This window comes from Marinicella sediminis, from assembly GCF_002000055.1.
Lineage (GTDB): Bacteria > Pseudomonadota > Gammaproteobacteria > Xanthomonadales > Marinicellaceae > Marinicella > Marinicella sediminis.
Genome location: NZ_MVBD01000008.1, coordinates 116,501 through 141,825 on the forward strand (window position 1 = coordinate 116,501; position 25,325 = coordinate 141,825).

Annotated in this window: 19 protein-coding genes; 8 read left to right on the forward strand and 11 right to left on the reverse strand. The window is 48.9% G+C overall.

What is annotated here, in order from left to right; translation table 11 throughout:
• Nucleotides 1-49 precede the first annotated feature (49 nt).
• Nucleotides 50-367, forward strand: a complete 318-nt coding sequence (locus tag B0475_RS12095) for a YciI family protein (RefSeq protein ID WP_077412125.1) — start codon at nt 50-52, stop codon at nt 365-367.
• Between the two features lie 35 nt (nt 368-402).
• Here B0475_RS12095 and B0475_RS12100 read toward each other — a convergent pair whose 3' ends face one another.
• Nucleotides 403-2,241, reverse strand: coding sequence for a DUF4397 domain-containing protein (locus B0475_RS12100; RefSeq protein ID WP_077412126.1), 1,839 nt, complete (start codon nt 2,239-2,241; stop codon nt 403-405).
• A gap of 204 nt (nt 2,242-2,445) precedes the next feature.
• On the opposite strand from B0475_RS12100, the gene B0475_RS12105 reads away from it, so the two are divergent.
• Nucleotides 2,446-3,258: a DUF2189 domain-containing protein gene (locus B0475_RS12105; RefSeq protein WP_157892915.1), complete on the forward strand. Its 813-nt coding sequence runs from the start codon at nt 2,446-2,448 to the stop codon at nt 3,256-3,258.
• Here the strand turns inward: B0475_RS12105 and B0475_RS12110 are convergent.
• Nucleotides 3,216-4,121, reverse strand: a complete 906-nt coding sequence (locus B0475_RS12110) for an ATP-grasp domain-containing protein (protein WP_077412128.1) — start codon at nt 4,119-4,121, stop codon at nt 3,216-3,218. The genes B0475_RS12105 and B0475_RS12110 overlap by 43 nt on opposite strands.
• 67 nt (nt 4,122-4,188) lie before the next feature.
• Between B0475_RS12110 and B0475_RS12115 the strand changes: the two genes are divergently transcribed.
• Entirely contained in the window at nt 4,189-5,043 is an 855-nt protein-coding gene (locus B0475_RS12115) for an alpha/beta fold hydrolase (RefSeq protein WP_157892916.1), read from the forward strand.
• Between the two features lie 68 nt (nt 5,044-5,111).
• Here B0475_RS12115 and B0475_RS12120 read toward each other — a convergent pair whose 3' ends face one another.
• The 9 genes from B0475_RS12120 to B0475_RS12160 form a co-directional block, all read right to left on the reverse strand.
• A complete protein-coding gene (locus B0475_RS12120; protein WP_198538234.1) occupies nt 5,112-7,175 on the reverse strand; it encodes a S8 family serine peptidase in 2,064 nt (687 codons plus the stop codon).
• 408 nt (nt 7,176-7,583) lie between these two features.
• Entirely contained in the window at nt 7,584-9,179 is a 1,596-nt protein-coding gene (locus tag B0475_RS12125) for a SulP family inorganic anion transporter (protein ID WP_232781878.1), read from the reverse strand.
• A 459-nt stretch (nt 9,180-9,638) separates the two neighbouring features.
• The gene (locus tag B0475_RS12130; protein WP_077412130.1) at nt 9,639-10,859 is read right to left on the reverse strand and encodes a pyridoxal phosphate-dependent aminotransferase; all 1,221 of its coding nucleotides are present in this window, start codon (nt 10,857-10,859) and stop codon (nt 9,639-9,641) included.
• A gap of 92 nt (nt 10,860-10,951) precedes the next feature.
• Nucleotides 10,952-13,927 (reverse strand): ligand-binding sensor domain-containing diguanylate cyclase, encoded by a 2,976-nt coding sequence (locus tag B0475_RS12135; RefSeq protein WP_157892917.1) that lies wholly within the window; start codon nt 13,925-13,927, stop codon nt 10,952-10,954.
• A 107-nt stretch (nt 13,928-14,034) separates the two neighbouring features.
• A complete protein-coding gene (locus tag B0475_RS17805) occupies nt 14,035-15,672 on the reverse strand; it encodes a DUF2891 domain-containing protein (protein ID WP_198538235.1) in 1,638 nt (545 codons plus the stop codon).
• A gap of 56 nt (nt 15,673-15,728) precedes the next feature.
• Entirely contained in the window at nt 15,729-16,457 is a 729-nt protein-coding gene (locus B0475_RS12145) for an SDR family NAD(P)-dependent oxidoreductase (RefSeq protein ID WP_077412132.1), read from the reverse strand.
• Nucleotides 16,454-17,350 (reverse strand): TIGR01777 family oxidoreductase, encoded by an 897-nt coding sequence (locus B0475_RS12150; protein WP_077412133.1) that lies wholly within the window; start codon nt 17,348-17,350, stop codon nt 16,454-16,456. The genes B0475_RS12145 and B0475_RS12150 overlap by 4 nt, the downstream gene beginning before the upstream one ends.
• Nucleotides 17,351-17,405: 55 nt before the next feature.
• A complete protein-coding gene (locus tag B0475_RS12155) occupies nt 17,406-18,188 on the reverse strand; it encodes a hypothetical protein (protein WP_077412134.1) in 783 nt (260 codons plus the stop codon).
• Between the two features lie 176 nt (nt 18,189-18,364).
• Nucleotides 18,365-19,252, reverse strand: a complete 888-nt coding sequence (locus B0475_RS12160; RefSeq protein ID WP_077412135.1) for a DMT family transporter — start codon at nt 19,250-19,252, stop codon at nt 18,365-18,367.
• Between the two features lie 224 nt (nt 19,253-19,476).
• Between B0475_RS12160 and B0475_RS12165 the strand changes: the two genes are divergently transcribed.
• From B0475_RS12165 to B0475_RS12185, 5 genes are all read left to right on the forward strand, one after another.
• A complete protein-coding gene (locus B0475_RS12165) occupies nt 19,477-22,707 on the forward strand; it encodes an amidohydrolase family protein (RefSeq protein WP_077412136.1) in 3,231 nt (1,076 codons plus the stop codon).
• A 17-nt stretch (nt 22,708-22,724) separates the two neighbouring features.
• Nucleotides 22,725-23,390 (forward strand): sterol desaturase family protein, encoded by a 666-nt coding sequence (locus B0475_RS12170; protein ID WP_077412137.1) that lies wholly within the window; start codon nt 22,725-22,727, stop codon nt 23,388-23,390.
• A gap of 107 nt (nt 23,391-23,497) precedes the next feature.
• Complete coding sequence (locus B0475_RS12175) at nt 23,498-24,208, forward strand: hypothetical protein (protein ID WP_157892918.1); 711 nt, start codon at nt 23,498-23,500, stop codon at nt 24,206-24,208.
• The gene (gene maiA / locus B0475_RS12180; RefSeq protein ID WP_077412139.1) at nt 24,201-24,845 is read left to right on the forward strand and encodes a maleylacetoacetate isomerase; all 645 of its coding nucleotides are present in this window, start codon (nt 24,201-24,203) and stop codon (nt 24,843-24,845) included. Before B0475_RS12175 ends, maiA begins: the two co-directional genes overlap by 8 nt.
• Nucleotides 24,838-25,290, forward strand: coding sequence for a GNAT family N-acetyltransferase (locus B0475_RS12185; RefSeq protein ID WP_157892919.1), 453 nt, complete (start codon nt 24,838-24,840; stop codon nt 25,288-25,290). Before maiA ends, B0475_RS12185 begins: the two co-directional genes overlap by 8 nt.
• The last annotated feature ends 35 nt before the right edge of the window (nt 25,291-25,325 follow it).

Consider the following 25,325-nt stretch of genomic DNA (forward strand, 5'->3'; position numbering starts at 1 on the left):
ACTCAATTCAAAAGGACATTATAATCGAGCTTTTTGTGAAACCCAAAATATGAAATACTTTGCCATCATGTCAACCGATGTTGCTGACTCATTGTCTCTACGAAAAACGGCCAGAGGTGATCACCTGGAAAGGCTACATGAGTTGGATCGTCAGGGCCGCTTGTTGATCGCAGGCCCCCATCCTCTGACCGATGAAAACGATCCGCAATCTCCGGCATTCACCGGCTCTCTGGTGGTGGCCTCATTCGCTTCACTGGAGTCTGCTCAGGCATGGGCAGCAGTTGACCCATATGTGGACGCAGGGGTTTATGCTGATGTGACTGTGAAGCCTTTTTTACCGGTGCTGCCAACCAAAAAGGCTCCGTAAACGAAGCCTTTTTATGTTTGGCATGTGAATTGTTATTACTGTGCTGGTGTGGCCAGTAACGACTCACAAAATGCCACTGTACTGCCAGAGATCCGGGTCAGTGGGATGGTCCCTGCCAATCCGCTGCTGACAAGACTGTAGGTTGCCTCAGCACTTCGGCAATCATCAAAATCAATGGTTAAGGTGCCATCAGGTGTGCGTTGTACCGCGTTGTCCTGATTAAAGATGCCGCCGGATGTGATGTAGACTTCCAGCTCTCCTGTGGTGCCGTCAAAAGGCCCCTGTGCTGTCAACCAACGGTGATTGGGTTCTCCAACCACAGCAGTTTCATTGCCATCTGCAAAAGTGGTGTCATAGGTAAACCAGGCAACGAACATGGTGCCCAGCTCCGGAAATACTTCAATGAAGAATCCTTGACCATCGGTATCATGATTAAACCATGAGCCATTCAATCCAGGGGTTAAAGTGGTGAACTCAGGCTCAACAGCCAATGGCGCACTGCTGCCATCACCGAAAGTGGCCAAAAAGCCCAATGGTTGATTGACGCCGTCACCAATGGCAAATACAGTGACTATGTCGCCATTGTTCAAAGTCACAGGAGCCAGGTCAATTAACCGGACTGATCCATCTGGGGTTGCCACATTCAGGTCATAAGTGCCGGCAGGTAATTCAAGGTAGCCAGAAGCCTGGCCAAACTCAACACCTGTCAAACCACCAACCAGATCGCCGCCATCTGTTCGGATGGAAACGGCCGTATCTGCCAGGTTGGCAGCAAAAGGTGCACTGTGTACCACCCTGACTTTAAAGAATCCGTCAGCTGGTGGCGTGTTGTCGTCCACCAAAGCGAGCAAGTTCAGATCCTGGTTGAATCCATCGCCTATGGCGACCACCGTGTAATCAGTTTCAGCTGCCAGATTAACTTCAGCCATGATGGCTGCGGCGTCTGCACCTGGAGGTGCGAACACTTCAAGCAATGTATCTCCGGGAGCCACGCCACCATCAGCCAGGGCCAGATAACCAGAAGTTTGTTTGTACTGAACTCCGGTAAGAACTTCATTGCCGTTGACATCGATCGACACAGCAGTGTCAGCCAGACTGGCGGCAAATGGTGCCAGGTGGGCCACGTTCACCCGGGTTGGTGCAGGTGCGTTTTCTTCCAGGTTAAGTGCAGCACTGGAACCATCTCCAAAGACAGCATAAGCGCCAACATCCTGATTAACACCATCACCGGTGGCAAACACATTCACAGTGATGCCTGCTGGCAGGTCGAGTGGCGCCAGATCAATCAATCGGGTACTGCCATCAGCAGTCGATACATTCAGGTCATAAGTGCCTGCAGGCAATTCAAAAAAGCCAGAATCCTGACCGAACAATACACTGCTCAAGCCATTGACTATGGTGCCATCATCCAGGCGCACAGAGGCAGCTGTGTCATTCAGATCAGCAGCAAAAGGAGCGGCATGAATGACCCTGATCATGAAATTGCCATCAGATGGAGTCATCTGGTTGTCGACCAGAGGTAACAAAGACAAGGGTTGATTGACCCCGTCACCGATGGCAGTGACAGAATAGAAGGTGTCTGCAGCGAGCTCAACTGTGGCTTCAATGGCAGCTGTGTCGGCCCCAGGAGGTGCAAAAACCTGTAAGGTGGTCTCTCCGGGAGCGACTCCCGGGCCAGCCAGTTCCAGATAACCTGATGATTGCAGGTACTGGACACCGCTGAGTACCTCAGTTCCATTGACATCAATGGACACTGCAGTTCCTTCAAGGGTATCTGCAAAGGGTGCCAGGTGGTTAACATTGACCTGAGTGGCCGATGCCAGGGAGGCTGTGGTCAGCAGCCCAAGTTGGGTAAGAAGTTTGATACTTTTCATGGATTCCTCTTCGTTGTGGTTAAGTTCAAAAACAGTTTAGGCATCGATCGGTGAATGAGTGGTGAACCTGAAACAGAATATCGTTCACGGTTTTTAGACGTCTAAAACGCTTTTCCCTTGAGGTAACCATGATAATTATCAATTTTTAACTTGAGATCTTTTGCTATCATGTTTGTTCAGATAAAGACAGAGGAAGACTTCAACATGCCTACAGAAGAACCCTTGAAACCCCTGCTTGCACCTTGTCGGGATTTGCCAACCTGGATCGCATTTAGCTGGCTCAGAGCCGGTTGGCAGGACTTCAGGCAAGTAATGAAAATCAGCATGACTTATGGATTGGTGATGATGTTGATCAGTTTGCTCATCACCTGGGTGGCCTGGCAGGCCCATTCGGTGGTGCTGGCCATCGCACTGACTGCTGGGTTCTTCTTTCTGGGGCCAATCATTGCCATTGGACTGTACTCCTTGAGCAGGCAACTCAGTAATCAGGTGGAACCACAGTTTTTGCGTTGTCTGAAGGAGGGTAAGAAAAACCTTGGTAATGAAATGGTGTTGTCATTCATGTTCCTGATCGTTTTTCTGATCTGGGCAAGAGCGGCCAGTATGTTGCACATATTTTTCCCGTCCTACACCGCCATGCAGTTGGGTGATTGGTTGACATTTTTGGGTGTTGGAACAGCGGTTGGAGCGGTGTTTGCAGCCATTATATTTTGTGTGGGGGCGTTTTCCATTCCCATGTTGATGGACCGTAAGGTAGATACCGTGACCGCAGTGGTTACTTCCATCAATGCGGTATTGAAAAACAAGAAGGCCATGTTTGTATGGGCATTGAGCATCATTCTCCTTACCGTCCTGGGAATGGTGACTTTTTATCTTGGGTTTGTGGTGTTGTTGCCGGTCATTGGTCACGCCACCTGGCATGCTTATCGTGACACCATTGATGCCGACGCCTGGGAGCTGGGTCCCGGGCTTGGTCAATCAGAATCTGCTGATGCATCCACTTCCGGCAACAAATGATTCCTGATTGCACGGGCCATGAGTCTGGCGGCCTTTTTACCTCCATGGTTGAAGAACAAAGATGGTTCAATCAATTCTGCTTCATTGAGGTATATCCCACCGGTTGAGTCATGTAAAAAATCAAAGCGGGCATAGGCTGGGGTGCCAAATGTCATGTCCAAATATTGCAAACAGGCTTTACTCAATGCCATTTCTCCCGGAGTCATTTGATAATTGACATCAGTGGCGCCAAAGGTGTCCTGTACACGGTAGTCTCCTTTGACCGGTATTTTTCTGACAGCATGTGAGAAATTGCCGGCAAAATATATGGCTGAAGTTTCTCCAAAAGTTTCAACCTGCTGGAAATAGGGTTGCAGCATCATGGTGCCTTTTGGTAGCCATTCTTGTAAATGTTTGTTGACCTTATCCAGTCCATCTTCAGTCAGTTTAAAATGCAGTGTGCCGGCTGAATTTGCCCCAACTGCAGGTTTTAAAAAATACATACTGGCTGGGTTATCCTGGCACCAACTCTGCCAATTGGTGTCATGTTGGTTTTTGAGCCAATATGTAGGTGCTATGGTGACACCAAAATCAGAGAGGTCTTGCAGATATGATTTAATGAGATTCCACCGCACCACTTGGCAGTCATTGATCAATCTGGTTTGCTCACTCACAGTGGTCAGCCATTGAGCAAACTGTTGTGGATGGTCATGGTAGTCCCAAATGGTACGAATCAGACAAGCATCAAATTCTGCCCAGTTGACCGGTTGGTTCCAAATGTGGTGACTGATCTCAAATCCCATTTCATCGAGTGCTGAAAAGAGGGGCGCATCATCGGCGACTCCGGTGGGAAAGTATTGGCAGGTTGCGATGGCCAGTTTCATGATTTTGCTGTGTGTTAAACAAGGGTGTTATTATAAGTGAATCATTCATTTATCAGGAGCCTTTTCAGTGGATCAGTCACAATGGCAATCGCAGGGTCAATTTATACACATCAATGGCCATCGTCATTTTTATCTCGACACCGGCGGGACTTTGCCATGCCTGCTGGTTTTGCACGGCTATCCAACCTGTTCATTTGATTACCACAAAGCTTTACCCTTACTCAGTCGTCATTATCGCGTGGTGATACATGACCATCTTGGGTTTGGGTTGTCAGATAAGCCGTTGAATTATTCCTATTCGTTGATGGAGCAAACCGATCAGGCCATTCAGTTATGGCAGGCGCTGAACATCACAGAGGCCACCATTCTGGCTCATGATTACGGCACCAGTATTGCCACAGAAATTCTGGCTCGCCATAACAGAAACCTTTATGTGGGCTTTGCTTTGCAGCATGTGGTGTTGTGCAATGGCAGTATGCATATTGAACTCTCGCAGCTGAGACTCATACAAAAATTATTATTGAACAAATTGATTGGGCCCTGGGTGGCGAAGCGCACTTCACAGACTGTTTTCAACCGCAACATGCGCAAGCTCTATTTTGCTCCAGGCAAGGTAGATGCAGCAGAGTTGGATACTTTATGGCAATTGATGGTTCACAATGAGGGACGATGCGTATTGCACCAAATCACGGGATACATCCGTGAGCGGCATCAGTACTGGCACCGCTGGATCGGAGCATTGCAAAAAACACCATTGCCGGTCAGAATCATCTGGGCAATGAATGACCCGGTGGCTGTGGCTGCAATGGCCGGGGTGCTTCACAAAGAAATAATGAACAGCGAATTGATTGAATTAGATGGACTTGGCCATTTTCCCATGTTGGAAGACGCTGAGAGATGGGTAGATGCTGTGTTGACATGAGTTGTCTTTAACATAAAAAAAAGGAGGTCCGAAGACCTCCTTTTTGATTACTTTTTGGAATGGTCGAATCAGTTGAATTCGATGCTCCATTCGTCAATGTAACCACCATCCTGGTTGGCATGGTCTGTTACTTCCAAACGCCATTCACCACTTGATTCAATGGTGCCTGCATTCAGATCAATGTCAATCAGCAAATCATCACCGCTGTCACTGGTATTGGTTCTGGCATGAACCGTACCACTGGCACCGTTTGGAGCGAAAATCTTGGCAGATAAATCACCACGGTAAGTATGAACAATGCTGGCTCTGACAGTGATGCTGCCAGATGCGCCGGAGCGGGTTACATTGATGCTGGAACTCACGGTGCTTGGAGCGCCACTTGAAATGGTAACGTTGGTGGTGTTCTCGAAGAAGTTACCACCGCCGCCACCGCCGCCACCGCCAGATGGAGGAGTGAAGCTACCAGTTAAAGTGGTGTTGGAGTAAGAGCTGTAACCACGCAGCATGACATGGTAGGTACCACCCTGTACATTGCTGATGTCACAAGTTTCATTGTTGCCATTTCTATATGGACGACAATCGTAACTTGAGGTGGTCGGTGCAGCACCAAATCTCACATACATATCAGCATCACCAGAACCACCGCTCATTACAAAGCTCAGGTTAGTCGCACCAGCAGGTACGTCCAGGGTGAAGAATGTTTGTGATCCAGAAGCACCTGATAAGCCAGTTTCGGTTTGGCCGTTGGTCAGCTCGCCGGTGCCGCCGCCACCGCCGCCGCCACCGCCGCCGCCACCGCCACCGCCATTACTGTCGGTGAAGTTGTTCAGCAGCAGATTGGGTGAACCTGTTCTGGCATCAGTAACTTTGTTTGGAATGGCAGCGCCTTCAATTGCAGCTTCAACCTGTGATGGTGAAGCATTGGGGAACTCATCCAGATACAAAGCAGCTACACCAGCCACATGAGGAGCGGCCATAGACGTGCCACTGATGGTGTTGGTGGCTGTGTTACTGGTTGACCAGGTTGAAGTGATCGATGAACCAGGTGCGTAGATGTCCAGACATGTTCCATAATTCGAGAATGAAGATCTGGAATCTGAACTGGTGGTTGAACCCACTGTCATCGCGCTTGAGGCTCTGGCTGGAGAGTAGTTACAGGCATTGCTGTTGTCATTACCAGCTGCCACCACCATGGTGATGCCTTGTGAAACTGCACTGTTAACAGCGCTGTCCAAAGCTGTACTGACACCGCCGCCTAAACTCATGTTGGCCACTGCAGGTTTGATGTGGTTGGCTGCTACCCAGTCAACCCCACCAATTACACCAGAATTGGTACCAGAACCATCACATCCCAGTACACGAACAGCATAAATGGTGGCATTTTTTGCCACACCATAGGTTGATGAACCAATGGTTCCCGCTACGTGTGTACCATGACCCTGACAATCGTTGGTGCCATTGCCGTCATTGATGGCGGTGTAACCAGAACGGCCACGATTGCCAAACTGGTTATGCGTGATGCGCACACCGGTGTCAACCACATAAGCATTAACACCTGAACCATCGAAGTCATAGTTGTAAGTGTTGTTCAACGGCAGATTGGATTGGTCTATTCGGTCCAGACCCCAGGTGGCTCCGGTTTGCGTGGCACCAATAGAAACCATTTGGTCGGCTTCGATGTACTCAACGCGTGGATCGCTTGCCAACTTGGCGAGGTCTTTTTCAGAAGCTGTTTTGATCACTGCACCAAATAAAGCAGATGAATAAGTTCTGTTGATGTCCCCTTTGGCTTTGGTAGCCATATCAACGGCCATTTCCTGAACCGCCAATGATCTGGCCTGAGCTGCAGTCACTCCTCTTGAAAAATTACTGGCCAATGCGTTTACTTGTTGATCTTTGAAGACCACGATGTATTGATTGGCGATTCTGTTAGGCATGTGATAGCCCTGAATGACAGCAGCTGGATTGACATCACCAATACCTGGTGAAATGCCTGAACCACCAGCATTGTCTGAGATTTGTGCCATACCGATTTGGCATGTGGCTGCCAGGGTTAGCACGGTGAGTGACTTGGAAATTGCGTTTCTTAATTGGAATTTTGGCGAACGCGTGCCATCATCTAATTTTTTCATATTAGATTTCTCTCCTCTATTTAGTTTGTTTCAGATTGAGTGACTCAATCTGGCTCCCCACATTTATCATTATGTTTATTGTGGTAACTGAAATATATAACAAAAATATGTCAGCCACAAATTATTATTCGCAATTTTGGATAGAAAAATGTGATGAGCGTCACAAAAACAGCCGCTTTGGCTTAAATGTCGCCCTAAAAGAGATAATCAGTTCTTGATTAAGTGCAATGCTTGTGTTTTGAATTTCAGTGAAATGTATGTGAAATCAGTATGAACAGTTATTCACGCCACTTCAACGATCCAGGCGGTATGATTCACAATGAACTTGTTATACATGAGCAGGTTCAATTCCTATCTTTTATGATAGTTATCCCGCTACTTTGGCTCCTGCTTCCAGGAGCCATTTTTTTATCCCAGGGCACTGTCCGCCACTTTGTAGTCGGGGTCTTCGATCAGATTGACTTCCACCAGGTTACCGGCCTTGTTAAGTAGTTGCCTGCACTCAGGACTGAGGTGCCGGTAATGCAAAGTCTTGCCATTTCGCTCATAGCGCTCAGCCAGTGAGTCAAGGGCTTCAATGGCTGAATGGTCATAGACCCTGGCATTGGCAAAGTCCACAATCACATCATCGGGATCAGTTCTGGGGGAAAACAGGTCCTGGAAATTTTGGATAGAACCGAAGAAAACCGGGCCATTGAGCAGATAAATTTTGGAACCGTTGTCGTCTATGTGCTGTTCTGCAAAAATACGTTTGGCGCCTTTCCAGGCAAATACCAGGGCACTGACAATCACCCCGATAACCACTGCGATGGCCAGGTCCGCCAACACCGTGACGCCTGAAACCAGCACGATGATAAATACTTCTGATTTCTGGACTTTATTGATCATGCGCAGACTGGCCCATTCAAATGTGCCCAAAACAACCATGAACATCAAGCCCACCAATGCAGCCAGCGGCACCATTTCAATCCATGATGATCCGATCAGTATGAATAACAACAAAGCCACGGCAGCAGTGATGCCAGATAACCGGCCCCGGCCACCAGATTTGATGTTGATCATGCTTTGTCCAATCATGGCACAACCACCCATGCCGCCAAAGAACCCATTGGTGAAATTGGCCAGTCCCTGTCCCAAGCATTCGCGGTTGCCCTGACCGCGGGTTTCGGTGATTTCATCGATCAATGTCATGGTCAACAGTGATTCAATCAGGCCGACTGCGGCGAGGATCAGCGAATAAGGCAGGATGATTTTTAAGGTTTCCAGGTTCAATGGAACCGATGGAATCGCAAAAGTTGGCAATCCACCGGCAATGGTGGCTTGTGGGTTACCTGATTCTGAACGCACATAGTCAATGACGTTGGGGATGGGGATGTCAAGGGCAATCACCAGTCCGGTGACGATCAGGATGGCCGCTAATGAAGCAGGAATCGCCCGCGTCAGTTTTGGCAGGAAATGAATGATCATCATGGTCAGAACCACCATGCCCAGCATCCAGTACAATGTGGGTCCCTGCATCCATTGATGTAAGCCTGTGGCATCCACCACTTTGAACTGACCCAATTGTGCCAGGAAAATCACAATGGCCAGGCCATTCACAAAGCCCAGCATAACCGGATATGGCACCATCCTGATGAACATCCCCAGTTTAAAGACTCCAGCCAGCATTTGTAGCACCCCGGTCAGAACCACTGCTGCAAAAAGATACTGAACACCGTGTTCGGCAACCAGTGCAACCATCACCACTGCCATGGCACCTGTGGCGCCGGAAATCATTCCTGGCCGACCACCAAATACCGAAGTGATCAAACCCACCATAAAGGCCGCGTACAAGCCAACCAATGGATCAACTTTGGCAACAAAAGCAAATGCCACTGCTTCGGGTACCAATGCCAGGGCAACGGTCAGGCCAGAGAGCACATCATTCTTGATGCTGTATCCCATCCTTTTGGAAATTAGATTGAACATGGTTGGATTACGTGGTTTGCAGAACAAGGCGCGCATGGTACACCATCCGCAGGCAAAGTCAATTGATTAAAGGCGTAATGTGGCATAAGCACACCAGCTTGCGATCAACCAATTTCTGCCAGCTTAGGTGCGTATCAGGGCGCTATGTGCCTCGGTGTTATTCAGGCCGTGTGGTGCCCACAGCCCGGATTTTCAATGGCAGATGATGATCCGGGAGATCACCAGGATTCTGGATGTGTAAAGCGAATTGAATGCCACCAAATACCAGTTGTTGCGTAAAGCAGGTATAACCATTTCATGCTCACAAGGGGTGCTCATTTGAAAAAATAATCCAGTGACTTCATTGACCTTTGCTCCAGTCAAAAATTAATACTGGCCACGGCGATCATGTCGGGTGATCAAGGCAGGACCCTCTGATTCAACTTGGTTTGATTATCCAGGACGGTGGGTCGAATGGATTTTCAACACGCCACTGCAAAGGTCAGCAGGTATTCATCATTGGGTTTGACGATAGCTTTTGAGAAAGTCTGCCAATCGTGAAAGAGCGTCTTCCAGAACTTCATATTGTGGTAAAAATACCAGTCTGAAATGATCAGGTTCCGGCCAGTTAAATGCCGTGCCATGAACCAGCAGGATGTGTTTGTCAATCAACAGATCAAGGATGAATTGTTCGTCATCTTTGATGTTGAACCGCTCGGTATCAATCCGTACAAAACAGTACAGCGCTCCCTGCGGTAAGGTGGTAGATAAGCCCGGGGTGTTGTTGATCATGTCATGAGCCAGCAGGCGTTGGCGGTTCAGTCGGCCACTGTCACAGGTCAACTCAAATATACTTTGTTTGCCGCCCAGAGCCGCCTGTATGGCGAACTGGCTGGGCACATTGGCGCACAGGCGCATGGAAGACAGGATGTTCAGGCCGTCAAGGTAATCAGATGCCAGGTGGGTGTTGCCAGAGATCACCATCCAGCCAGTGCGGTAACCAGCCACCCGATAGGTTTTGGATAAGCCATTAAAGGTGACAAACATGACGTCATCGGTCAGCGAGGCGATTGATGTGTACGGGGTGTTGTCATACCGAATCAGCTCATAAATCTCATCACTGAAAATGATCAGCTCATGTTTTCTGGCCAGTTCTATGATGGCCTCGAGCTGATCTTTGGTGTAAACCGAACCAGTTGGATTATTGGGGTTAATCAGCACCAGGCCACGGGTTCTGGATGAAATTTTGGCTTCCATGTCAGCCAGATCAGGTGCCCAGTTGCTGTTTTCATCACAACGGTAATGAACGGCCTGGCCACCGGATAAATTGACTGCAGCTGTCCACAGTGGATAATCGGGTGCCGGAATCAGCATTTCGTCACCGTCATTGAGCAGGGCTTGCATGGTCATGACGATCAATTCACTGACACCATTACCAATGAAAATATGGTCCAGGTTGAGGTTTTTGATTTTTCGTTGTTGATAATACTGGTGAATCGAGACCCGGGCAGGGTAGATGCCTTGGGAATCGCAATATCCTTCGGCCTGGGTGATGTTGTGCACCACGTCACGGACGATTTCATCTGGGGCATCAAAGCCAAACGGGGCCGGATTGCCAATGTTCAGTTTGAGAACTTTACCACCTTGATCTTCAATCTGTTTGGCCGCACTCAGGACTGGTCCCCGAATGTCGTAACAAACCCCTTTGAGTTTGTTGGATTTGGCGATTCTTTTCATTTTGGTTCCAGCTGTTTATCTGACATGATCAGACTGGGATTGTAACGCATTGGGTGGTATTTTAAAGTCCTGATAAGGGATAAATCAGTTGTTCATTGGTCTGACGAGACCCGGTGTTCTGTTCCTGCCAGTTTGCCAGGTGTCCATGAAATGTGTTCCAGATGCCCATCAGCCAGAGCCCGCTGGGTGTCCAGTAGATATCGGTTGATTGATCTTTGCTGGTGGGGTTGTTTGATCAGATAACCATGGGCTTGGTTGCGACCGTTTTGTTTGGCTTCATACAATGCCTGATCTGCCAATTGAATGGACTTTTCTATGAAGTCAGGAGTCTCAGTAGCTGCGGGAAGATCTGAACAATGGATGAATCCAACAGAACATCTGATGGCCACTTGATGGTTTTCTTCCGTCTTCAGGTTCAGTTTTTGGCAGGCATTCAGCAGGTGCAATACCAGGTCCTTCAAAGCTGGTAATGAGGTTTGGGGGCAGAGCACAACAAACTCTTCGCCACCCCATCTGGCGGTGGTGTGATGCTTGTCCACCAGACCTATGAGCATCGCAGAAAACTCCACCAATGCCTGATCACCGAGGGCGTGACCAAACTGGTCATTGATTTTTTTAAAATGATCCAGATCGATGATAATGACACCCATGCTTGCAGTGTGTTTGGCGAGTGCAAAATCCTTGATGATTTGTTGCATATGGTGACGATTTGAAAGGCGGGTTAGGTTGTCGTGATTGGCCAGCCAGTCAAGTCCCTCATTGACGGTTTCCAGCTGTTGAGTTCGCTCCTGTACCAACTGCTCCAGATACATGGCATGTTTGCGGCTGCGGTAGCCGCGGTAAAACAGGGCCAACAAGGCAGCAAACAGGCTCATCAACAAGAAAGCCGGGGTGCGCCAGAATGGTGGTGTTACGGTAAAAGTAAAAGCAGCAGGCTCATTGTTCCAGGCGCCATTACCGATGCGTGCCGTCACTTCAAAGCGATAATCACCAGGTGCCAATGAGTTGATTTGAATCTGATTCAGGCGGGTTTCCCGCCATGGAGTACTGTCATGTCTGGCCAGACGGTAGCGGTAATTAACATCAGGCGCGCGTTGAAAACTGATGGCTGTGTAGCTGAAAGTCAGGTTGCTGTCCTGTTGATTGATGGCGGCTTGTTTACTGGTGGACAATGCCCCTGTTTCATTGTTGACCGACAGCAGTTGCACCGGTGGTGGGTTAGCCGCACCTGGTTTAAAGTGGGCAGCAAACCGACTCACGCCTTCACCGGTGCCAAACCACAGGTTGCCATCGGCATCCCGGTATCCTGCACTGCGGTTGACCAAATCAAAAACCAAACCCTCCCGGGAGGTGATGATGGTGAAATTAATGCCGTCAAAGATGGCCACTCCACGGCTGGTGCCAATCCATATGTCACCATTATGACCGGGCAGTAAAGTGGTGGCATTGTTATGTGGCAGTCCGTCTTCGGTGGTCCAGACCCGGAAGTTTTGACCATCAAATGAGCTCAGTCCATTGTTGGTGGCCAGCCAAAGCAAGCCCTGTTCATCCTCATAAATGTCATTGATGAAATTGGCGGCCAGGCCGTCCCTGACAGACCAATTGGTGAAACGCTGATGATCCCATTTGGAAAGCCCATTGGAAGTACCCAGCCAAATGCTGCCATCCAGGCTTTCAAATACCCGGTTTATGCGGTTATCTGGTAAGCCATCGGCAGTGAAGTAATTGGTGAACCTGCCATTCTTAAAATGACTGAGGCCATTGTTGGTGGCCAGCCACAATGAGCCATCACTGGCTTTGGTCATGTGATAGATCACCGACCCCATCAGGCCATCAGCTGAGTGGAGCAGTTTAAATTGTCCATCGACCAGATAGCTGATGCCCTGTAAGGTTCCAAACCAGGGGTTGCCATCATCATCGATCAGACTGGTCAGGACCTTGTTGTGCGACAAACCATTCTTTTGGGTGATGTGGGTCATTTGAGTCTCACACAATCTGGTGATGCCGTCACCGTTGGTGCCAAACCACATGCAGCCCTCCGCATCTTCACTGATCGCATACACATTTGGGTTGGGCATTTTTGCCTGTGCTTTCCAGTTCAGCACATTGGTGGTGCTTAACCGGGCAATGCCACCACCATAAGTGCCAAACCAGGTGTTGTGTTCGTTGTCCTGAAAGGTTTGGTTTACGCTGTTGTCAGGAAGGCCGTTGGTCATGTTAAAGTGTTGTAATAGCTGACCCTGGGGACTGAACTGATATGCCCCGTTGTCCCGGGTGCTGATCCAGATGTTTTGCTGGTGATCCTGGCTGATGGAGTTGATTGCCAGGTTGCTCATATCCACCGGCAATGGTTTGGGCCGGAAAGCCCCATCCTGCAGATGTGCAATGCCATGACGGGTGCCCACCCACACGTCGCCATCTGGCAGTGCGAAGATGGCGCGGATTTCAGAAGATGCTGCTTGCCAGGGCATCACTTCAATGATGTTCTCACGGATGCGATAAATGTGTTCAGAATCACCAGTCCATACGGTACCATCTCCGGTGATGAGCAGGCTTCTGACTTTTTGGGACCGCAAACCATTGGTCTGATCAAAGCGGTTGATGATCCGTGGACTGCTGCTGATATCGATTTGAATCAGTCCCATGCCGTAGGTGGCCATCCACAAAGACCCGTCGGGCGCTTCTTTGATTGCTCTGCCTGAGACATTTTCAGGCCAGGAATCAACCAGCACCTGTTCAAAACGTTGTCCATTGAACTTTGCCAGGCCGGCTTCTGAAGCGGCCCACAAAGTGCCGTCACTGGCTTTGAGTAAGTCCCTTACCAGGTTGTGTGGCAATCCGTCTTTGCGGTTGTAAGTCCAGAATTGGTTACCATCGAAGCGATTAACCCCAGTGCGCGTGGTGATCCACAAAAAACCGGTGTCATCCTGCTCAATGTCAAATATCACCATGTCTTCAAGACCATCGGCGATGCTCAGCAGAGCGAATGGCATTTGTTGTGCCGCCACAGAACAGGTCATGAATGATAAGATCACCACAAACCACAGTTGCTGTAACTGTCTGTTCAATCCCTGTTTGTTTGATGTTGGTTGATTTAACACCCGTACTTACCGCACAATCATATCTCCAATCATCATAGCATCATGTAGCCCGGTCATCAATGCCTGGCGGAAGCTCAATGGTGAACCGGTAAGCCTCGCTGGGTCAGGTAATATGTGGCGAACGATCCCAGCCAGTGACCACCAGCGTAATGTTCGCCAGTGACTCCGGCCAGTCCTGCAGAGGCATGTTGGTCAGCAATTTTCAGTAGTTTTTCACGTCTTTTGTCATTGTCAGGCAGGGCATATGCGATTCCTTCAAGCATCCAGGCTCTGGATAAGTTTAAGCCATCCAAGTGGGCCAGTTTGCCATCAATCCGATCGGTGACTTGTGCCACAGGTAACCAGTTCTTGTCTTTCCTGATGCCTGGTAAAAAACGTTTCAACCAGATTTTGAACTCAGTGGCTGTCATCACCCGTCGCATCAAATCACCTTCGGCCAGGCACGGTGACAAAAAATCATGGCCAGATGGCTCATAGTTCACTGGACACCGGCGGTCACCGGCATACAGCCTGAGGCTGTGTTCATTAATTAATGACAACAATGCCTGATCCCCGGTCTGACTGGCATAATCATGTGCCATGCCAAATGCAAACGCAGTTTGACTGTGTTCACCACCACGGATGGGGTATGCCAGTTTTGGTATCCAGTCTGATAATTGATGTACCACATGGTCCTTGAGTGGCTGCATGGCGGCGAGCCATTGTTTTGCCTGCGGATGTTGCCAGTTGTTGATTTCTGTGTAGAGCTGTAAGAACCAGGCCAGTCCGTAAGGTCGTTCAAATCCTTGTCTTCCAGGCTGCTGAAAGTACCGCAATTCAGCGGCCATTCGTTCGCTGGTAAAGTGATTATCCAGGCGTTGAATAATTGCCGCACTTTCCGGGTGATTGGGAAACAACCTGGCCACGCGAGCCAGTAACCAATGACCATGAACCGAGGAATGCCAGTCAAAACAACCAAAAAAAGCCGGATACAGTTCATCAGGTGGTCGTGCATCCTCAGCAGAATTGAGAACATGCTTTACCGAATTGGGGTAAATCTGGTCAAGACATTTCAGGGCCAGTTGAGCCATTTTCATCACTGGTTCTGGAGAAGACAGCTTGGCGTTGTTGGTTTGCTGATTGTTGACACGCAATAACCAATTTCGTTGGCCCATTTGACTCTGCAAGGAATCAAGCCCTATGGTGCGTCTGCGATTATTGACAGTTTGCAGGTCATCAATCGGATACAGGATTTGTTGTCCGTTGCTGGTTGATCGGGCCATCAAATGACCATAATGTTGAGGTGAGTTCCCGGACATCAGGTAATGATCGCTCAGCTCTGCGTACCATTGGGCAGGCAGGTTGTTTTGTTTAACTTGTTGCAAAACCATCGGCAGGTATTTGGCTTGTTGCTCCAGGGAAGACCTTTTAAAAAGAATCAAACTGATTTTAGCTGCCCCCTCACCAACATCCTGAATGCCGGGCCAGTGTCCCAATTCGTCAATCACCAGTTGTAACACCTGTTGATTGTGTTGGTCCAGTTCATGCTGACTGGCTTGCAGCTGAGTCATCAAATCCTGATTTCGGGATTCGCTGCGGTTCAGTTGACTTATGGCAGTCCGGTGTTTCTGGTCGTCATACAAGGCACTGATCAACCAGTTTTGTGGTGAATTGACAGGTTCTGCCTGGAGCAGCGTGGTCACAATTAACAGCAATAATGGGGCTTTATTCATGGCGCACACTATGGCATAAAAAATGGCAGAGCTCAAGGTGCTACCCGACCTGCCATTCACCAGGGTATGACATCACCCCGATAATCGATGAATACGGTACCTGCTGAACCCTGCTTCAGGTGTTGGTTGATTTGATTGAGCAACATACCGGCGGTTTCCTCAGGGCTTTGTAGTTGACCATCCGGAAGATTGCGTTGAAATGGTTTTGACAGATCGGTGTCAGTGGTTCCAGGGTGCAGTAACATGATCCGGGCTTTGGGGTATTTTCTGGCCCATTCGATTCCCAGTGTTTTCATGCCCTGGTTCAGGGCGGCCTTGCTCATCCGGTAAGCATGCCAGCCACCCAATTGATTGTCCTCAATGCTGCCGATGCGGGCAGAAATGGAGGCCACCAATGGATGTGCAGATTTCAACAGCAACGGGGCCAGGGCTTTGATCAATAATAAATGGCCGGTGCAATTGATTCTGAATGATTGCTCAAAACGTTCCGCTGTCCAATGCTGGAACGTTTTTTCTGGCTGAAATTGTTCATTGTGCAACACCCCGGCACAATTGATGACCCAGTCGAGTTGTTGCACCTGACCGAACAATTTTGCGGCGAAATGTTCAATGGATTGATCCGCCGCCAGATCCAGATTGGCTTCAATCAGTCCGGTGTCTTTTTGATGCCATGTCCTGGCGGTTCTGCTGGTGGCGATGACTTGATGTTGTCCGGATGCCCGTAATTGTTTGACCAGGGCTTTGCCGATGCCACGAAGGCCGCCTGCCACCAGAACGCTGCTCATGCCAGTGCATCGGTCAATGCGGATTTGAGGTCTGGGTTCTGAAATCCAAAGCCGGCGTCAGTCAGTCGTTCAGGAATGACCCTGGCATCAGCCAGCAACAATTCATCAGCCACTTCGCCAAACACCAGTTTGACCAGCAATGCTGGTTGATGGAAAAACGCCGGTCTGTTCAGTAACCCTGCCAGTACCTTGGTGAAGTCGGCGTTGCTGACCGGATGTGGCGAGGTGAGGTTATACACCCCTTCACAGTCGGGGTGGTTGATCACAAAGCGCATGGCCCTGATCACATCTGTCAGTCCAATCCAGCTGTAGATTTGCTGACCGGAACCCATTCGGCCACCCAGCCCCATTTTAAAAGGCAACAGCATGTTCTTCAATGCACCCCCTGAGGCATCCAAAATCATCCCGAAACGGAATTTGATCAGTCTCACTGTGGCATCCAACCGGTCAGCTGCAGCCTCCCAGTCACGGGAGATACGGGCCACAAAATTGTCACCTGATCCAGCATCCTCAGACAGTTTCTCACCGGGTCTGTGTCCGTAAAAGCCGATGGCCGAAGCGCTGATCATCAGATCGGGTTTGTCAGGTTGTTGATTGATTGTGTTGATCAGCCAGTTGGTGCCATTAATGCGGCTGTTGTAAAGCAGTGATTTGTGTTTTTCATTCCAGCGTTTGTCGGCGATGCCCGCTCCGGCGAGGTGAATCACGGCAAATGGTTTGCTGATTCCGCAGTCCCTCAAGGCCTGCTGATAGTTCCAGCGTGGTTGGGTTGGGTCGCTTTTATCTCTTTGCAATGCCACCACTTGAAACTCATCAGAAAGTTGTTCTTTGATGCGGGTGCCAACCATGCCGGTGTGGCCAGTGATGAATATGACGGGTTTTGTTGAGTCCACTATGTATGTGCGTATTTAAACCTCACATCCTAGTACTCAGCTGGTGAATGCCTCGTCAAAGGTAGTTGATGAATTGTTGAATTTCAGTGTCTTCTTTAACGTTCAGCAGCGAAACCTGAGTGGTTTCATCGCAGGCGTCATAAATGTCATCAAAAACACGCTCAAAATCTGTGCAATCAGGAAACCTGAGCAGCACAACGGTTAATTCATTGATCGTGAGGTCATCATCCTGACGTTTTTTTTCCAGTTCAAAATAACGGTTAACTGATGTCTGATCACCCGGATCAACCACAAATAACAGGTGATCAAGAAAAATGATGTCCTCATCATTCAATACATCACTGAGGAATTTAAAGTGCATGTTTTGTTCAGCTGATTTATGTTGATTGAGCATGCGGCAGAGAGATTCTGCTGCACCGCTGGGGTATCCGCTGAGTTTAATTTTTCTGGTTTTTAAGGGGGTGGCAGATTGCAGCTTTTGCTGTTTAACGAGGGTCAGTTTTCTGGCTGCCTGGTTGAGTTGTTTGATCAGTGAGTGCTCTTCGAAAGTGATGTTCATCTGGTCAACCACTGGCGGATTGAGGTTGGGTGCACTGGCGTACAGCTTCAGGATGATGACTGACTGGTCATTGTCTGCCTCCTGATAGGTGGCCACTGCATCGGCCTGACTGATGTCATCGGTGATGTGCCACTGTTGCTTCAGTTTGTTGGATAAAATCTGGCTGTAGGCTTTGAAGCGATTAACATGAATCCGGTTGACACCGCGGAAGTAAATCTTGTTACTTTGTTTCATGGATTCTTCGTCAGGTTCCCAGTTGAATTTCAGCAGGTTTTTCACGGATTCGGCTCATCAGTTTAACACACCGCTGCATTTTAATTAAAAACGCCACATGGTAATGAATTATTCTGTGAACTATTGTGAAGTGGCGCACTGAATGAAACTTTTTATGACTTCATTTCAGGCCTTTCAGGTGCATGGCGCTCAACCCATCAGAATGGTGAAAAACAAACCAATCAGTGGCTCATCTGGATCACCACCAAGACACCAGAGATACTGATCACAGCGCCCACCACTTTGCGGGCATTCATGGGTTCTTTGAGGATCAGCCAGCCCAGAATCAGAATGAAAATCGATGCAGTTTCATTGAGGATGGAGGCCACAGACGCCGAGGTGTATTTGTAGCCAGCGACCCAAACCATGGTGGACAGGTATTGACCCAGTAGTGCGCCAGCCAGTAACCAATAGCGGCCTTTGGAACGCATGATGGCCAATGGATTCAGGCTGCGTTGCAGTAAGGCATTGAACAGCAACATGGTCAGAACCCCTCCAATGGTGCGAATGAAAATGATCCAGAAAAATGGCAGTTCTGCGGTGACTGGTTTAATGATGACGATGCCCAGTGCTGTAAAAAACACACCCAGTGCAGCAAATACAAACCCTTTGATGGGTGGGTGCTCAATGGTCAATGATTTTTTACGGTAACTGATGAATATCACCCCTATCAAGACCAGCGCCATGCCCATGATCTGCCAGCCGTTGAGTCGTTCGGCGAGAAAGAAAAAAGACAACACCACCACAAAAGGACTGTACAAACTGCCGGTCAATCCGGTCAGCCCGGCACCGATCAGTTGAAGGGCTCGGAGGTAAAATAAATCGGCCAGCATGATGCCCAGAAAACCACTGAGTAGCAACAATCCCCAGTCCTCTGCCGTCAGTTCTGGCAGGTCAAAACCATCGGTGAAGTACAAAGTGGGCACCATCAAGATCAGGGTCAGGAATATCTTGAACAAATTCATCGCGCTGACATTGATGTGGTCACCGGCTTTGCGGTAACAAATCACTGCAAATGCCCACAACAAAGCACACAGAATTGACAAAAATTCACCCAGACCGATGGTCATCGCAGTTCAACTTCAGAAAATAGTCCCAAATTGTAAGCGAAATTGATCCTGATGAACGTATAATTATCCACTTTGTTTGAGTGGTTGTTCAGCCATGTTGCGCGACTGTCAAACAGCTGGAGTCTGTCCGCATACCTCCCTGGAATTGAGGGTTGCAGATTGACGAATCACAACGCACAAACAGCCAGAATAAACGGTTCTGGTTGTGCAATTGGGGAACATCAATGAAAAGCCAATACCTGCCCATCATCACACTGATTTTCTGTTCAATGACCATGACAGCCAAAACGGAGGAAGATCAAAAGTGGGATGTCAATAACCCACCTGGCGAAAAACAAATGGTCAGCATCAACACCGAAACCGGCACCTGGATGAATCTGGATGTCAGTCCTGATGGTCGTCTGATCGTATTTGATATGCTTGGAGACATCTACACCATGCCTATCACTGGAGGGGAAGCCAGAAACATCACCAACTCCATGGCCTGGGACATGCAGCCACAGTTTTCTCCGGATGGATCCCGTCTGGCGTTTACTTCTGACCAGGGTGGGGGGGATAACATCTGGACCATGAACATTGATGGCAGCCAAGCCACACAGGTTACTGATGAGTCATTCCGGTTATTGAATTCACCTGCATGGTCACCAGATGGGAATTACATCGTCGCCAGAAAACATTTCACCGGCATGCGCTCTTTGGGAGCCGGAGAAATCTGGATGTACCACAAGTCTGGTGGCAAAGGCGTACAGTTGAATGAACGACCCAATGAACAAAAAGACCTGGGTGAACCGGTATATACACCGGATGGAAAGTACGTGTTGTTTTCACGGGATTCGACGCCAGGACAGTATTTTGAGTACTCAAAAGATGCCAATAATCAGATTTATGAAATCTTTGCGATTGAACTGGCCACTGGTGAGATCAAACCTTGGGTTTCGGGTCCGGGCGGAGCGGTCAGACCAACCCCATCTCCCGATGGTGACTCATTGGCATTTGTGAGGCGCATCAGAAACGACAGTGCTTTATTCATTCAGGATCGCCATAGTGGTGCCATCAAGCCCATTTACGTAGGATTGGAACGCGACATGCAGGAAACCTGGGCCATCCATGGGGTGTACCCAACCATGGCCTGGACACCAGATGGCGAAGGCATTGTGTTTTATGCCAAAGGCCGGATTCACCACATTGATGTGGCCTCCGAAACGGTCAAAAACATCCCATTCAAAGTCAATGACCAGCGGGAAATCCGCAAAGCTGTCACTGTGAAAAATGAGGTTGCACCAGAACAATTTGAGGCGAAAATGTTGCGTTGGCTTCAGGTCTCTCCGCAAGGAGATCTCGCGGTCTTTCAGGCCATGGGTTACCTCTACACAGTGGCACTCAAAAATGGAGAGATGGCAGATCAGCCCGAGCGCCTGACCAGTCAGAATGAACACTTTGAACTTTATCCGGTTTTCAGTGCTGATGGCAAACAAATTGTCTATACCACCTGGCATGATGAGCAATTGGGTTCTGTGCGCATCGCCAACCTGCGGGGTAAATCAAAAGTATTGTCATCGCGACCCGGGCACTACATCAATCCCGCCATTTCCACCGATGGAAACACAGTGGTTTATCAGGCGGACTCCGGTGGTTACCTCACTTCCCCATTGTATTCTCACGATACCGGTATTTTTGCAGTGGATGTGGACAGCGGAACAGTTCACAAATTGACTGACAATGGCAGTCAACCGTTTTTCACCAATGACAACCAACGGGTTTATTATATTGGCCAGTCAGTGTCTGGAGAAGTGATCACCCGTCAATTGCAATCCATGGACCTGAAAGGCCACGATGTACAACACCATTACCAGGGGGAATGGATCACTCAGTTCAAAGTTTCGCCTGATGAGCAGTGGCTTGCTTTTGTGCAAAACTACCAGGTATATGTGACCCCATTCGTGCGTAATGGCAAACACATCAGCACCGGTTCAGGTGCCAGTAACCTGCCGTTGAAAAATTTCTCAGAGCATGCCGGAGATTACATCAACTGGAATCAAGCATCAAATACCCTGAGTTGGTCAATGGGTCCCAACCTGTATCAACAAAAACTGAGTGAGCGGTTTGACTTTCTGGGTGGTGAAATAAAAGTGGCTGAAGCATCCGAAGGTACACAACCTGCTGCCAAAAAAACCCGCGTTACTTTGGTGGTTGACAGCGACATTCCACAAGGGACCGTGGCGCTTGTGGGGGCAAAAGTCATCACCATGGAGACGGTTGATGGTGAGCCATTAATCATCGACAATGGCGTGGTGATGATCAACAACAATCGCATCACTGCAGTGGGTTCGGCTGATCAAATCAAACCTCCAGCCAATGCCGAAGTCATTGATTTGAAAGATAAAACCATCATTCCTGGACTGGTGGATGTGCATTGGCACGGACCTTATGCCAATGGGCAAATCACTCCGCAAAACAACTGGAATGCCTATGCCTCTCTGGCATTTGGTGTGACCACCACGCACAATCCATCGGCTGATACAGCAGCGGTGTTCTCAGCTGCCGAAATGCAAAAGGCTGGTCAGATCGTGGCCCCAAGGATTTATTCAACCGGTACCATTCTTTACGGAGCGACTCATTACTTCACCGCCAAAGTCAATTCGCTGGAAGATGCCATCGGTCATCTGGAGCGAATGAAAGCTGCAGGTGCGTTTTCGGTGAAAAGCTATAATCAACCCAGACGGGATCAGCGCCAACAGGTTCTGGAAGCCGCCCGGCAAACCGGTCTGATGGTGGTGCCAGAAGGCGGGTCATTATTCATGCACAACATGACCATGATCATCGATGGTCACACCGGTGTTGAACACTCCATCCCGGTGGCTGCAGTTTATGACGATGTCAAACAATTGTGGGCCGGCACCGAAACAGCTTACGTACCGACTTTGGGTGTGGGTTATGGTGGCATCTGGGGAGAACGATACTGGTATGACACCACAGATGTCTGGAAACACCCGTTGTTGACCCAATTCGTGCCTGCCAATGTGCTGGAACCGGTTTCTGTGCGACGCACCAAGGCGCCGCTGGAAGATTACAACCACTTCAATAATGCCCGGGTCGCTACTGAACTGCAAAATGAAGGTGTGGATGTTTTAATGGGTGCCCATGGTCAGCGTGAAGGGCTGGCATCACATTGGGAAATGTGGATGTTTGCTCAAGGTGGTATGTCACCATGGAATGTAATCAAAGCCAGCACCATTGACGGTGCCAAGTACATTGGTATGGACCATGAGCTGGGTTCCATCAAGGCCGGTAAACTGGCCGATCTGGTGATCCTCGATGCCGATCCACTGGCAGACATCCAGAATTCTGATCAGGTCAGTCATGTCATGCTCAATGGTCGCCTGTATGAAGCCGGTACCATGAATCAGGTGTTTCCTGAGCAGGTAGAACGACCCAGGTTTTATTTTCAACAGTGAGGCCAGTCTGATCCAAAATGGATAACAAACAGTACCGTAAAACATACCGGAAGGCACACATACCTGACTGGTATGTCGGTTACCTGCATCTGGGGTTTACGGTGCTGATGTCAGTGAGCATCATCACCTGGGGGATCATCCAGCTGGAGAATGTCAGGTGGTATGAGTGGTCAATGATCCCGGCTGCGTTCGTTTACGCCAACCTGATGGAGTACCTGGGGCATCGATATGTGATGCATGTGCCGCGCACAGGCCTGAAAGCAATTTATCTGCGGCACAGCAAACAACATCACCGGTTTTTTACTGACCAACACATGCCCTTTGAAGGACATCAGGATTTTAAAGTGACCCTGTTCCCATTGTTGCTGGTGATTTTCTTTTTTGGTGTTTTTGGTACCCCGGTTTGGTTTTTGATTCACTTCCTGCTGGGGGCCAACATGACCTGGTTGTTTGTGATTGTGGCGGTGGCCTACTTTCTGAACTATGAATTGTTACATTTTGCTTATCACTGTCGCGAAGATTCCTGGCTCATGAAAATCCCTGGATTCAGGCGAATGCGGCAACTTCATCTTCAGCATCATGTGCCTGAACTGATGAATCGCTACAATTTCAACATCACTTACCCCATCGGCGACTGGCTGTTCGGGACTTATTTTTCAAGCAGAGACTCAACCAATGAATGAGGGGTTTGCTTTACTCAGGACAGTCCTTTGGTAAAAATAAGCCCATCTGTCACCAGATCCGGCAACGGCCTTGGTGAACGTAAATTTAATTTCAACAGGAGCAACCCATGAATAAGCGGACATGGATGCCCCATACCGGCGTTGTATTTATATTGATGTTCAGTGCCACAGTCTCAGCTCTGGTTCCTGAGTCTCAACGTCAGGCTTTGGTGGATCTACACAATGCCACCGGCGGTCCGAACTGGTTGAATCAGCAAAACTGGCTGGACAATGACCCTTGTATGGATGAATGGTTCGGCGTTCAGTGTGATGGTGATGACAACATCATCGGGCTGAGCCTGCCTGTCAATGGATTGAATGGTCAGATTCCAGCCAACATCACCCAACTTAGCTTCCTGGAAACTTTAGATATTTCTGAAAACTATCTGTCGGCGGTGACTCCCGAAATAGGTCAAATCAGTACCCTTAAAAACTTAAATCTGGCTTATACCTATTTGGATGTTTTTCTAAGCAATCAACTACTTTATTTCGGTTTTTCTGTCAGTTGTGAGGAGGCTTCGGTAAATACCAGCTGTCCTGTGATACATTCTTTTGATGATGATTTTACTTTGTCACTGAATATGCCAACTGATTCATGGATCAGGCTGAGGGTTGACAGCTTTCATTTTGGCAGTCCTGAACCTGGCAATTTTCCATATCATGTGATGCACTTGCTGGCTCCCCTGGCAGAGGCTGACGAGGACTATGCTGACAACGAACGGGCGATTCATTTGCATGATTTCGTTTTTATTCATAATTTTGAAGAGTACCATGCTTAAACTTTATACATACTGGCGCAGTACCGCGGCTTACCGGGTGCGCATTGCTTTGAATCTCAAGGGACTTGATTATGAGTCCGTACCGGTACATTTGGTGAAAGATGGCGGTGAGCAGCACAAAGCTGAATACCGGGCTTTGAATCCTCAGGGACTGGTGCCGGCACTGGTCACTGAGGGAGGAGAAGTGATCAATCAATCGATGGCGATCATGGAGTATCTGGAAAGTACTTACCCGGAGATTGCCATAATGCCGACGGACACACTGGGACAGGCCAGGTGCAGGTCCATGGCGCAGATGATTGTCTCAGACATACATCCGCTGAACAACCTGCGGGTGTTACAACTATTGAAGAAAAGTTGGAATCAGACTCAGGTGGATGTGTGGTACGCGCATTGGATTCACGAAGGGTTCAAAGCCCTGGAGCAAATGCTGAAGGGCTCGCAATTCAGTTTCATGAACCAAATGTTTCCCTGTGTTTCTGACATTTGTCTGGTTGCCCAGATTTACAATGCCAATCGTTTCAATGTCCCGCTGGGAGATTACCCCCGGTTGCTGGAAATCAACCAAAGGTGTTTGGAGTTGCCGGCTTTCAAAGCAGCGGCCCCGGAGGCACAATTGGGAGAAGTGGATGCATAAGCTCAGGCTTGTGGATGAATCAGGAATGATTGAGGGTCTGGATGAATCCGCCCATGAACAGTTACCTGAAATGATCAGGCAGGTCAATGATCAGATGGCTGATTTTTATGCCGGAGCGGGTTTTCAGCCACCGTGGATCGGCTATGTGACTGAGCATGAGGGCCACTTTGTTGGTGGCGGGGCTTTTAAGTCTGTGCCAGACCAGGGGCGGGTGGAAATTGCATATTACACTTTGGCTGATATGGAAAATCAAGGACATGCCACGGCCACAGCACAAGCCCTGATTGATCTGGCCATTCAACACGATGAGGAGTTGAGCATAGTGGCACAAACCCTTCCAGAAACCAATGCCTCCAATTACCTCTTGCAAAAACTGGGTTTCCAATTTCATGATGTGATTGATCACCCTGAAGATGGTCCGGTCTGGGAATGGCGGTTGTTTTGATGGCGGTTGTTCAATTCAGCCACGGGAAATGAGTT

What these genes read in the sequence shown, in the direction of transcription:
- B0475_RS12095 (WP_077412125.1), top strand. Translation starts at nt 50, where the DNA reads ATGAAATACTTTGCCATCATGTCAACCGATGTTGCTGACTCATTGTCT.
- B0475_RS12100 (WP_077412126.1), bottom strand. Translation starts at nt 2,241, where the DNA reads ATGAAAAGTATCAAACTTCTTACCCAACTTGGGCTGCTGACCACAGCC.
- B0475_RS12105 (WP_157892915.1), top strand. Translation starts at nt 2,446, where the DNA reads ATGCCTACAGAAGAACCCTTGAAACCCCTGCTTGCACCTTGTCGGGAT.
- B0475_RS12110 (WP_077412128.1), bottom strand. Translation starts at nt 4,121, where the DNA reads ATGAAACTGGCCATCGCAACCTGCCAATACTTTCCCACCGGAGTCGCC.
- B0475_RS12120 (WP_198538234.1), bottom strand. Translation starts at nt 7,175, where the DNA reads ATGAAAAAATTAGATGATGGCACGCGTTCGCCAAAATTCCAATTAAGA.
- B0475_RS12125 (WP_232781878.1), bottom strand. Translation starts at nt 9,179, where the DNA reads ATGCGCGCCTTGTTCTGCAAACCACGTAATCCAACCATGTTCAATCTA.
- B0475_RS12130 (WP_077412130.1), bottom strand. Translation starts at nt 10,859, where the DNA reads ATGAAAAGAATCGCCAAATCCAACAAACTCAAAGGGGTTTGTTACGAC.
- B0475_RS17805 (WP_198538235.1), bottom strand. Translation starts at nt 15,672, where the DNA reads ATGAATAAAGCCCCATTATTGCTGTTAATTGTGACCACGCTGCTCCAG.
- B0475_RS12145 (WP_077412132.1), bottom strand. Translation starts at nt 16,457, where the DNA reads ATGAGCAGCGTTCTGGTGGCAGGCGGCCTTCGTGGCATCGGCAAAGCC.
- B0475_RS12160 (WP_077412135.1), bottom strand. Translation starts at nt 19,252, where the DNA reads ATGACCATCGGTCTGGGTGAATTTTTGTCAATTCTGTGTGCTTTGTTG.
- B0475_RS12165 (WP_077412136.1), top strand. Translation starts at nt 19,477, where the DNA reads ATGAAAAGCCAATACCTGCCCATCATCACACTGATTTTCTGTTCAATG.
- B0475_RS12170 (WP_077412137.1), top strand. Translation starts at nt 22,725, where the DNA reads ATGGATAACAAACAGTACCGTAAAACATACCGGAAGGCACACATACCT.
- B0475_RS12175 (WP_157892918.1), top strand. Translation starts at nt 23,498, where the DNA reads ATGAATAAGCGGACATGGATGCCCCATACCGGCGTTGTATTTATATTG.
- maiA (WP_077412139.1), top strand. Translation starts at nt 24,201, where the DNA reads ATGCTTAAACTTTATACATACTGGCGCAGTACCGCGGCTTACCGGGTG.
- B0475_RS12185 (WP_157892919.1), top strand. Translation starts at nt 24,838, where the DNA reads ATGCATAAGCTCAGGCTTGTGGATGAATCAGGAATGATTGAGGGTCTG.